Here is a 9,891-nt window from a genome sequence, read left to right as displayed (position 1 = left end):
GCCGTCCACCACCCGCCGTCGACACCCTGACGCTCTCCATCGACACCGCACCCTGACGGCCGCACCGGCCACCGGCGACGCCACCACCCCAGCCCCGACTCGAAAGACACCCCGGACAGGCCGCGACCCGAGCGCGGCGGACGCTGCACGCCCTCGAACCCGTCCCCCACACCACCATCAGCCCTCGGCGAGAAATCGGACCTCGGAAACATCAGCCGGTGGATCCGGGCGTAGTGAGTGGTGAACACCGCGTCCGCGCGGTCCCCCGGCAGCACCAGGAGCGCGGCCTCGACCACGCGTCCAGCGGTGTCGGCTTTCTGGCGCGTCACAGCGAGGACTGCCAGGGCAGAGCTGGTCCGAAGGGTGGATGCCTCCTCCGGTGTCGGGAGGCGGACGTTGATCTCCTCCCGGACTTCAGCCAGCGGTGAACGCCCGTGTGTTGGCCGCCCTGGCGCAGCAACAGCGGTTCGTTGTGGGCGACTTCTGGAGACGCGGCCAACGGCCGGACAGGCCGTGCAGGGCGGCGATGACGGCCCTTGTGGAAGTACCGCTCCCTGAGGCGCGCGGCGGTGCGGCGGATACGCTTTAACACGGTGCTCAGCTCCTATCGCTGATGGCCTGGTCCCCCGACATCGCCCGTCGCGGGGACCCTTTTGCGCACGACCGCCCAGAGGGTGCGGTCGTGCGAGCTGGTGGCGAGGAGCCCGAACCGGTCGGCCTCGGCCACCACTTCCAGGATCTCCCGCCATGACTCGGCGGAGAGCGGTTCCGGCACGTCCGCCTCGATGGCCGTGCAGTCGTCGCGCTCCTCCACACGCGTGGCGAGCCCGACGGCCGATAACCGGGCTGCGACGGCCTCCGCGCTCACCTCTGAAGCAGGCACAGGGCATCCCTCCGGTCACCGGCGATCACTTTAAGTGAGGCTAGTTAACTAGATTGGAGCTAGTGGACTAGATTTTCCATATGCCTGAGCAGCCGCCCTATCTCCGCATCGCCGACGAACTACGGCGGCGGATCGCGGAGCACGAGTGGGAGCCGGGGGATCGGCTTCCCTCCCGCGCCCAGATCGGCCAGGAGTGCGGCGTGGGCGACAACGTGGTACGCCGGGCACAGGAGTTGCTGATCTCCCAAGGTGTGCTGGAAGGCCGCGCCGGTTCTGGCACCTACGTCGCTGAGCCCCGGCAGCGGGTGCGGGTGGTCCGGTCGTCGGCGCGCGAGCAGCCCAACGGGTCCCCGTTCCGCGCGGACATGAAGGCCGTGGGCAGGCAAGGCGACTGGGAGAGCCGGACCGAGGCCAAGGTCCCCGCACCGGCGGAGATCGCATCGCGTCTCGGTATCGCCGAGGGTGAGCTGTGCGTCCGCACCGCCTACGAGTTCCTCGCCGACGGCAAGCCGGTGCAACTGTCGACGAGTTGGGAGCCGTACGACCTCACCGCAGGCACACTCGTCGTCCTCCCCGAGGGAGGGCCGCATGCCGGGGCAGGCGTCGTGAACCGTATGGCGGAGATCGGCATCACCGTCAGCCACGCCGTGGAGCAGCCCGAGCCCCGGCAGGCCACCGCCGAAGAGGCTTCGCTCCTGGGCATCCAGAAGGGCGCTCTCGTCACGCACATCCGGCGGACGTACTACAGCGACCAGGGACGGCCCGTGGAGACCGCGGACATCGTGGTGCCCGCCGCACTCTGCGAGATCGTCTACGAGATTCCGATCAGTCGCTGAGGAGTCGTCCGCGCATGCCCTGCCCGTGCCCCTTCCGTGCCCGATCGGGCGGGGAACCGCGGAGAACAGCGGGCAGCGACGGGGTTCCGAGCATGCGAACGGCCCCTGACCAAATACCAGGTCAGGGGCCGTTCTCACTGCTCTCAGCGCGGAGGCGGTGGGATTTGAACCCACGGTGACATCGCTGCCACGACGGTTTTCAAGACCGATCCCTTAGGCCGCTCGGGCACGCCTCCCCGCGCCGGTGTTGATCCGGCGCGGGGACAAGAGTAACTGGTGGGTTCGGGCAGCGGGGTGTCAGTTGTCGCCGACCCGGGAGCCCAGGGTCAGTTCGGTGGTGCGGGTCTTGCCGTCGCGTTCGTAGGTGATCTTGACCTTGTCACCGGGCTGGTGGGTCCAGATCTCGCCGATCAGGGTGGGGCCGGAGTCGATCACTCGGTCGTCGAGCTTGGTGATGACGTCGCCGGGCTTGAGGCCCGCCTCGGCCGCGGGGCCGCCCGACTCCACGGCGTCCGAGCCGCTCGCGCCCTGCTCGGTGATCTTCGCGCCGCCCGTACCCTCTTCCAGGGAGACGGAGGCGCCGATCTTGGCGTACACCGGCTTGCCGGTCTTGATCAGCTGCTGGGCGACGACCTTCGCCTGGTTGATCGGGATGGCGAAGCCGAGGCCGATGGAGCCGGACTGGCTGGTGCCGCCCAGGCCGTTGCCCGCGGACTGGATCGCCGAGTTGATGCCGATCACATTGCCCTGGGCGTCGAGCAGCGGGCCGCCGGAGTTGCCCGGGTTGATCGAGGCGTCCGTCTGCAGGGCGCTCATGTACGACGCGTTGCTGCCGGTGCCGTCGCTGGAGGCCACCGGGCGGTTCTTCGCGCTGATGATGCCCGTGGTCACCGTGTTGGACAGGCCGAAGGGCGCGCCGATGGCGATCGTCGAGTCGCCCACCGCCACCTTGTCGGAGTCGCCGAGGGTGAGCGGCTTCAGGCCCGAGGGGGCGTTCTTGAGCTTGATGACCGCCACGTCGTAGCCCTGGGCATTGCCCACGACCTCCGCGTCGTACTTCTTGCCGCTCGGGAACGTCGCCGTCAGCTTGCCGCCGTCGACCGCGCCGGCCACCACATGGTTGTTGGTGACGATGTGGCCCTCGGTGTCGAAGACGAACCCGGTGCCGGTGCCGCCCTCGCCGCTGCTGCTCTCCGCCTCGATGGTGACGGTGCTGGGCAGCGCCTTGGTCGCCACGCCGGCGATGGTGCCCGCGTCGCGCTTGACGTCGCCGCCGGTGTCGGAGGAGGAGACGGTGGTGGAGGAGGTCTCGTCGTTCTTGGCCAGGGTGTAGCCGATGCCGCCGCCGAGGCCGCCCGCGACCAGCGCGGCGATCAGGACCGCGGCGAGCAGACCGCCGCGTCGGCCGGACTTCGGCGCGGGCGCGGGCTGCTGGTACGCGGCACCCCAGACGGTGCCCGATCCGGCGCCGCCGTCGAAGGCGTAGGCCGGGGTCGCCGGGGCGGGCGGCGGCCAGGAGGCGTCCGGTGCCGACGGACCCTGAGGTGCCGACGGACCCTGAGGTGCCGACGGACCCTGGGGCGCCGGTGGCTGTCCCTCCGTCCGCGTCGGATCCTGCCCGGCCGCGGCTGCCGGCGGCGCGCTGTGCGGCACCGGCGGGAGCGGGGCGGTCGGGGCGCCGGTGTCGGGAGCCGGGTGGCCCTCGGGCTCCGGAGCAGCGGGAGCGTCCACCGGCACGGGGGGTGCGGACGGGGCCGGGGGTACCGCGGCGCCCTCGTTCTCGGTGCTCACAGCTTTTCTCCTCGATCCACGGCTGTTGTTTTCGGTCGCACTCAGTCACGCCCGTTCACGCGTCGACGGCCCGGTGCGCTTCAGCTGTGCAGGTCTTTTAGTATGCCGTCAGCTTTTCCCACGGGCCGTCAGAGCACCATAAGCGGTTGCTGTGGGTCCGAGGCCACTCTTTATATAGGTCATGTCTGACTAAAGGTGCGCAATCTCTGCGCCTCCCCGACACGCCTACCCCCACTCGGTGGCACCATGACGCGGTGACCCACGCACGGCAGCACACGCCTCAAGTCGTCGCTCACCGCGGAGCCTCCGAGGAGGCCCCGGAGCACACCCTGGCCGCGTACAAGAAGGCGATCGAGGACGGAGCGGACGCCCTGGAGTGCGATGTCCGCCTGACCGCCGACGGCCATCTCGTCTGCGTCCACGACCGCCGCGTCAACCGCACCTCCAACGGCCGCGGCGCGGTCTCCGCCCTGGAACTGGCCGATCTCGCCGCGCTGGACTTCGGCTCGTGGAGGAAGGGCGAACCCTGGCGCAACCGGGTCGAGGAGCCGGACTGGGAGGTGCGCCCCGAGGACCCGCAGGACACCTCCGTCCTCACCCTGGAACGCCTGCTGGAGCTGGTCGCCGACGCCGGGCGGCCGGTCGAGCTGGCCATCGAGACCAAGCACCCCACGCGCTGGGCGGGCCAGGTCGAGGAGCGGCTGCTGCACCTGCTGAAGCGGTTCGGGCTCGACTCCCCGGCCTCCGCCGCCGAGTCGCCGGTGCGCGTGATGAGCTTCTCGGCGCGCTCGCTGCACCGCGTGCGTGCCGCCTCGCCGACCCTGCCCACGGTCTATCTGATGCAGTTCGTCTCGCCCCGGCTGCGTGACGGACGGCTGCCGGCGGGGGTACGGATCGCGGGCCCGTCGGTCCGGATCGTGCGCAACCACCCCACGTATGTCGAGCGTCTGAAACGGGCCGGTCACCAGGTGCACGTATGGACCGTGAACGAGCCCGAGGACGTCGATCTCTGCGTGGAACTGGGCGTCGACGCGATCATCACCAACCGCCCGCGCGCGGTGCTGCGTCAGCTCGGCCGCTGAGCTGCGAGAACCCATCCGACCCGGTACGACCTCTTGACCCGGTGGCCACACCGGCCCCATCCTCCACATCTCGGCCACACCGTCGATTTCCAGCCAGGCGATTACAGGGAGTGCTCCGGCGCGTTCGGTCCGTGTTCGATCGTTGCGAATGCGTCACCGGACACGGATTGGCCGGTTTCCGGTACAGGCCAATGGGGCATCCACACCGTGGCGTGGGGCGAAGGAGGTCTCGGGGGTGGCGTTGGTGGTGGCACAGGAGGTGCCCACGTCGTCGAGCATGGCCGTACCCCATGGCCCTGCGGGCGTGGGGAAAGCGAGACACCGGATGCGCGATCAACTGCGCAGGGGTGGCGTGGCGGAATCGGTCATCGACGACGCCGTACTGATTCTTTCCGAACTCTTGAGCAATGCGTGCAAACACGGCCGGCCGCTGGGTGACGCCCTGGCCGGGGACGGTGACGTCCGGGCCGCATGGCGGGTGGACGCGGCCGGCCGGCTCACGGTGGAGGTGACGGACGGCGGCGGGCCCACTCGCCCGGCTCCGGCCACGCCCTCGGTCACCGCGCACGGCGGCCGCGGGCTCAACATCATCACCGCGCTGGCCGACGACTGGGGCGTCCGGGACGACGCCCGGGGCGAGGTCACGGTGTGGGTCGTCGTCCACGACGTCGTCCACGATCCCGACGCCGGGCACCGCCGCCATGATTTCGCTACGCGCGTCGCGGCCCCGTCGGTCGCCACGATCCCCGAGCTGGACTTCGCGGACGCCTTCGACGACCTGGACTGAGACGCCGACGCCGTAAAGGGCGCGTTGTCCACAGGGTCGCGTCGGCCATCGCGTGAACAGCTAGGCTCCCGCCGTACGAGACGAGCCGTTTCCGGGAGACACCCTCATGGCCAAGAAGCGACCCCAGACAAAGGCCACGCGCCCGCAGCTCAGGGACGGAGAGATCCCGGTCGTCGGCGCCCGCGAGCCCTGCCCGTGCGGCAGTGGCCGCCGCTACAAGGCCTGTCACGGCAAGGCTGCCGCCGAGGCCGTGACCGAGCTGGTGCAGCGCCCGTTCGAGGGGTTGCCCGGCGAGTGCGACTGGGTGGCCCTGCGCGAGCTGGTGCCCGCCGCCACCGTGGCGCTGCCCCTGAAGAGCGGCCTGCCCGAGAGGGTTCCGTCCGTCACGCTGGCGACCGTGCTGCCGATGGCCTGGCCGGCGCTGCGCCGCGACGACGGCTCGGTCCTGCTGGGCCTGCAGAACGACACGGCGTCCGGTGACATCAGCCGCGATCTCGCCGACACCCTCCAGCGGGCCCTGGAAGCGCAGCCCGGCTCCCCGGTGCAGGCGCGGCGCGCCCCGGCCGACGGTCCGCGGCTGCAGGACCTGCTCGACCCCGAAGGCGCGTTCGAGCCAGTTGTGCACCCGGGCTTCGAGTTCTGGGTCCCGGACGCGGAGAACGCCACCCCGGAGGTGACCGCCTCGCTGGAGCGGGCCAACGCCGCGGCCATCCCGACCGTGCGGCTGACCGGCGTGGACGCCGCGTACTGGTGCGAGACGCCGGAGAAGAACCACCTGCGCTGGGTCATGCCGTACCCCGAGGAGCAGCTTCTGGACGCCCTCGCGCGGCTGCACGCGGCGGGCCGGTCGAACCTCGGCGAGGGCACCCGTCTCGTGGGTTCCTTCCGCGCCCACGGCCTCACCGTCCCGGTCTGGGACCTGCCGAGCGAGGTCGGCGCCCAGGATGTGGAGAAGCCGGCCGCCGAGTTCGCGGAGCGTCTCACCGCCGCACTGGCGACCGACGCCCCGCTCACCGCGGACGAGCGCCGCGCGCGGGGCGGCCTGACCAACCGCCAGGTCACGCTCAGCTGACGCACAGGAAGGCGCTCCTCCCGGCTGACCGACGGGTCAGCCGCCAGGGGGGTGCCCGGAACAGGTGACTCCGATCACAACTCCCCGTCGGCACAGGGAAATCGGTGACCGGAAAGCCCGGATCGAATTTGCGAACCGCCGATCTCTTGTTACCGTTCCAGTAGCCCGGTTGCTGGTGCATCCCCCGTCGCCAGCAACCGGGTCTTTTCATGTCCACGGCTCTTTACAGAACGCCGTCACATGTCAACTGCCCGTAGGCGCCCGGGAGTTGCTCCCGGAACGCAGCAGCAGCGGGCCCTCGCCGGCCCGGGCCGCGAACTCCGCGACCGCGGTGTAGCCGGCCAGTTCACCCTGGGTGCGCTCATGCGGTGTCTCACAGCTGCCGGGCTCGTCCTCGGCACTCACCGCGCATCGCATCTGCACAGTGCGCCCGCCGGGACCCATGGCGCTCAGTACCGAACCCAGCGCCCTGCCGGTGGTGTTGCGGTAGTAGGTGCGCGCCCACGTCTCCTCGCCCTGTGTGAGGACACAGGTCTGCGCCTCGATGCCGTCGGGGGAGGTGAGTTCGGGTCCGCAGCGGGCGGCGGTCGCCAGGCCGAGGCCCAGTCGCAGGGGCGAGGGCGAGGGTGCCTTCTCGTCGGCGGGCGCGGACGGACGTACGGAAGCAGGCGCGGTGGTACGACTCTCTTCGCCCACCTGCCCGGCGGACGCCACGGCCAGCGGCAGCGCCACCGCGCACACCGCGACGCCCCCGAGGGCGAGCAGACGAAGGTTCATACAGCGGAAGATAACGAGGGAGGGCGGGCACCCCGTCCGGCGCGCGCCCGACACCCCTACAACTCGGGCGCGCTCACACCCGTACGAGTGAGGGCCTCCACCACGGCGTCCACCACGGTCTCCACATCCGGCACCCACGGGGTGGCCGGGCCCGGCAGCGGCGCGCGCTCCCAGCGGATGGCGCCCTCGCCGGTCTCGGAGGGGGGCAGGGCGAGATAGCCGCCCGTGCCGTGGAACCTGAGGGAGCCCGGGACATAGTCCTTGGCGTACAGCAGTTCGCCCAACAGCTCCATGGAGTACGGCTTGACGAGCAGGGCCCAGCGGGTGGGCGAGGCGATCACGGGACCGAGTCGGATACCCATGCGGTCGAGGGCGGTGAGGGCCTGGGCGGCAGGCACGGCGGGCAGACTGACCGCGCAGGGCGCCTTGCCGCCGGTGGCGAGCACGACCGGCGCCGCCGGGCGGTTGGTCCACCACCACCGCACCATGCGCTCGTCGGTGGTGGCCGCGAGGAGGCCGGGGTCGAAGGGGTGCGCACCGGGCACCGTGCACTCCGGGTCGGGGCAGCCGCAGCAGGGCCGCCCCTGCGGGTCCGCCGTCACACCCGGGAGTACGGGCCACTGCCATTGAGTCGCGAAGGTCAGGGCCGCGCTGAGCAACTCAGGCCTCCCGCCGTTGCGCTGGGACAGGAGCCTGCGTCGCCTTCCGAGGATCTCGCGCATGAGCGCTCGTTCCTTTCCGTTGCACCGCTGGCAACACCGTGGTCCACATCACACCATGTGTCGATCACTTCACTGTGCGTACCTGTTGGCGCATCACACCCCTGCGACGAGCAAGGGGAACCCCTATGGGCCGAGCGTTGGCTGCGTCCGCGGCAGCCTCGCCCATACCTGCGTCTATCAAAAGCACGGGCGTGGCGTGGGGTGGCGAAGTCTGGCGTTTTGCCGTGCGCGTATTTCTCTTCGCCTCCGCCACGGGAGGATGGGGCACGGTCGTCGGTGGCTAAGACGCCCGGGTCCGCCACCAGGTTCCGGGTGACTGTCAACCACCCCTGGCCTTCTCCGAGTACGTACCCATCACGACCGCTGTGACGCTCCGTGGAGCAAGCCCAGTCGACCGCAATAAGGCGTTCCCTGAGGCAGTTTTAAGCCAACTTTGCCTTTCTGCAAGGGGTCAGGAAGATGTGGACTGGTTACCCACGGACACCAGGAATCCCGGCAGGACAATGCTGGACATCCCCTCACGAGTGCGTGTACATGTGGAGACACTGCTAGCGGCGCAGAATGACATGGGGGTTTGCGATGCTTTTGAGCAATACGCACCGGTCGGAAAGCCGGACGCCATGAACGCCCCTCACCCTCCGAAAGTGGCCGGAATCGATTCAACGGTTCCCTCGCCCGCACACACTGTCGCGCCGGCGCCCGCGGCCTCCGAAAACACAGCCGCAACTCCCGTCACACCGCCGACCACTCCGGGCACCCCCGGACTGCTGCTCCAGGACCGCCTCGCCGACTGGGTCTCCGACCTCACCACCCTGCACGAACTCACCGAACGCCTGGCCCGTACGGACTCCCTGTCCGACGCCCTCCAGGAGCTGCTGCGCGCGGGATCCGCCCTCGTCGGCGCCCGGCGCGGACTCGTCGTACTGGAACCCGCCGACGGACGGGGTCCGGACACCACCGTCGGCCTGGGCCTGGCCCGCGCGGACCTCGGCCACATCGAGACCGTGCCGCGCGGCTCGATGCCGTACGGGAGGCTCCTCGACACACCGGCCGGACTGCCGGGCGGGGACGGCGAGATCGCGCAGCCCGATCTGTTCGCCGAGCACGGCCTCGACCCGCGCCACCGCGAGGTCGCCGCGCGCCTCGGTTACGCCGCGAGCTACGCACTCCCCCTGCACACCGACGCCGCCGGCCGGCTCGGCGCCGCCGTATGGCTCTACGACGAGCCCGCCGAGCCGTCCGAGCGCCAGCGGCACCTCGTCGGCCTGTACACGCGCTACGCCACCGAGCACCTGGCCCGGCTGCTGGAGGTCGAGCGCACGCGCGCGTGCATGGCGACGATGTCCGAGGAACTGCTGCCCTCCCGGCTGCCCCGGGTGGCCGGCGTCCAGCTCGCCGCCCGGCATCGCACCGGGCCGCTCGGCGGCGGCGACTGGTACGACGCGCTGCCGCTGCCGGACGCCGCCCTCGGCCTCGCGGTCGGCTCGGTCACCGGCTCCGGGCCGAGCGCGGTCGCCGCGATGGGCCGGCTGCGGGCGTCGCTGCGGGCGTACGCCGTGATGGAGGGCGAGGACCCGGTGGCGGTCCTGTCCGATCTGGAGCTGCTGCTGCGGCTGACCGAGCCCGCCCGCTCGGCGACCGCCCTGTTCGCCTACTGCGAGCCCGCCCTGCGCAAGATCACGCTCGCCGGGGCCGGGCACTGCCCGCCGCTGCTGATCGGCGAGCGGCGCACCGAGTTCGTGGAGACGACCGTATCCGCCCCGCTCGGCATGCTGGCCTGCTGGGAGGCGCCCAGCGTGGAGCTCCAGGCGGAGGCCGGAGAGACGGTTCTGCTGTACACCGACGGGCTGCTGCACCGTACCGGCGACGCCACGGACCGGGCCTTCGCGCGGCTGCACACGGCCGCGGCGAGCGTCCCCCGGGCGATCCGGCACGATCCGG

The 9,891-nt window shown here is 71.0% G+C and carries 9 protein-coding genes, 1 tRNA gene and 1 pseudogene; 5 read left to right on the top strand and 6 right to left on the bottom strand.

What is annotated here, in order from left to right:
* Positions 1-227: 227 nt before the first annotated feature.
* Together RMT89_RS38975 and RMT89_RS38970 are read right to left on the bottom strand one after the other, a co-directional pair.
* Positions 228-431: pseudogene (locus RMT89_RS38975) on the bottom strand (UTRA domain-containing protein); the annotation flags it as partial.
* 173 nt (positions 432-604) lie between these two features.
* On the bottom strand, positions 605-883 hold the full coding sequence (locus RMT89_RS38970) for a hypothetical protein (protein WP_315888494.1): 279 nt from the start codon (positions 881-883) through the stop codon (positions 605-607).
* An 80-nt stretch (positions 884-963) separates the two neighbouring features.
* Between RMT89_RS38970 and RMT89_RS38965 the strand changes: the two genes are divergently transcribed.
* Positions 964-1,719 (top strand): GntR family transcriptional regulator, encoded by a 756-nt coding sequence (locus RMT89_RS38965; RefSeq protein ID WP_315888493.1) that lies wholly within the window; start codon positions 964-966, stop codon positions 1,717-1,719.
* A gap of 149 nt (positions 1,720-1,868) precedes the next feature.
* Here the strand turns inward: RMT89_RS38965 and RMT89_RS38960 are convergent.
* A tRNA-Ser gene (locus RMT89_RS38960) sits at positions 1,869-1,955 on the bottom strand.
* 61 nt (positions 1,956-2,016) lie between these two features.
* The gene (locus tag RMT89_RS38955; protein WP_315888492.1) at positions 2,017-3,510 is read right to left on the bottom strand and encodes a trypsin-like peptidase domain-containing protein; all 1,494 of its coding nucleotides are present in this window, start codon (positions 3,508-3,510) and stop codon (positions 2,017-2,019) included.
* 254 nt (positions 3,511-3,764) lie between these two features.
* Here RMT89_RS38955 and RMT89_RS38950 point away from each other — a divergent pair, with 254 nt between their 5' ends.
* The 3 genes from RMT89_RS38950 to RMT89_RS38940 all read left to right on the top strand — a co-directional run bounded on the left by RMT89_RS38950 (position 3,765) and on the right by RMT89_RS38940 (position 6,451).
* On the top strand, positions 3,765-4,592 hold the full coding sequence (locus RMT89_RS38950) for a glycerophosphodiester phosphodiesterase (protein WP_315888491.1): 828 nt from the start codon (positions 3,765-3,767) through the stop codon (positions 4,590-4,592).
* Positions 4,593-4,740: 148 nt separating this feature from the next.
* Positions 4,741-5,379, top strand: a complete 639-nt coding sequence (locus tag RMT89_RS38945) for an ATP-binding protein (RefSeq protein WP_315888490.1) — start codon at positions 4,741-4,743, stop codon at positions 5,377-5,379.
* Between the two features lie 106 nt (positions 5,380-5,485).
* Positions 5,486-6,451: a DUF5926 family protein gene (locus tag RMT89_RS38940; RefSeq protein ID WP_315888489.1), complete on the top strand. Its 966-nt coding sequence runs from the start codon at positions 5,486-5,488 to the stop codon at positions 6,449-6,451.
* Positions 6,452-6,694: 243 nt separating this feature from the next.
* Here the strand turns inward: RMT89_RS38940 and RMT89_RS38935 are convergent, their stop codons facing one another.
* Both RMT89_RS38935 and RMT89_RS38930 read right to left on the bottom strand, forming a co-directional pair.
* Positions 6,695-7,228, bottom strand: coding sequence for a hypothetical protein (locus tag RMT89_RS38935; RefSeq protein ID WP_315888488.1), 534 nt, complete (start codon positions 7,226-7,228; stop codon positions 6,695-6,697).
* Between the two features lie 56 nt (positions 7,229-7,284).
* Positions 7,285-7,950, bottom strand: a complete 666-nt coding sequence (locus RMT89_RS38930) for a bifunctional DNA primase/polymerase (protein ID WP_315888487.1) — start codon at positions 7,948-7,950, stop codon at positions 7,285-7,287.
* A 503-nt stretch (positions 7,951-8,453) separates the two neighbouring features.
* On the opposite strand from RMT89_RS38930, the gene RMT89_RS38925 reads away from it, so the two are divergent.
* The coding region (locus RMT89_RS38925) for a PP2C family protein-serine/threonine phosphatase (RefSeq protein WP_315888495.1) at positions 8,454-9,891 on the top strand (1,438 nt) is incomplete at its 3' end.

The sequence above is a fragment of the Streptomyces sp. P17 genome (genome assembly GCF_032436805.1).
GTDB lineage: Bacteria > Actinomycetota > Actinomycetes > Streptomycetales > Streptomycetaceae > Streptomyces.
Note: the sequence above shows the minus strand (reverse complement) of the source record. Positions and strands in the feature narration are given on the sequence as shown.

What these genes read in the sequence shown, in the direction of transcription:
- RMT89_RS38930 (WP_315888487.1), bottom strand. Translation starts at nt 7,950, where the DNA reads ATGCGCGAGATCCTCGGAAGGCGACGCAGGCTCCTGTCCCAGCGCAAC.
- RMT89_RS38945 (WP_315888490.1), top strand. Translation starts at nt 4,741, where the DNA reads ATGCGTCACCGGACACGGATTGGCCGGTTTCCGGTACAGGCCAATGGG.
- RMT89_RS38965 (WP_315888493.1), top strand. Translation starts at nt 964, where the DNA reads ATGCCTGAGCAGCCGCCCTATCTCCGCATCGCCGACGAACTACGGCGG.
- RMT89_RS38940 (WP_315888489.1), top strand. Translation starts at nt 5,486, where the DNA reads ATGGCCAAGAAGCGACCCCAGACAAAGGCCACGCGCCCGCAGCTCAGG.
- RMT89_RS38935 (WP_315888488.1), bottom strand. Translation starts at nt 7,228, where the DNA reads ATGAACCTTCGTCTGCTCGCCCTCGGGGGCGTCGCGGTGTGCGCGGTG.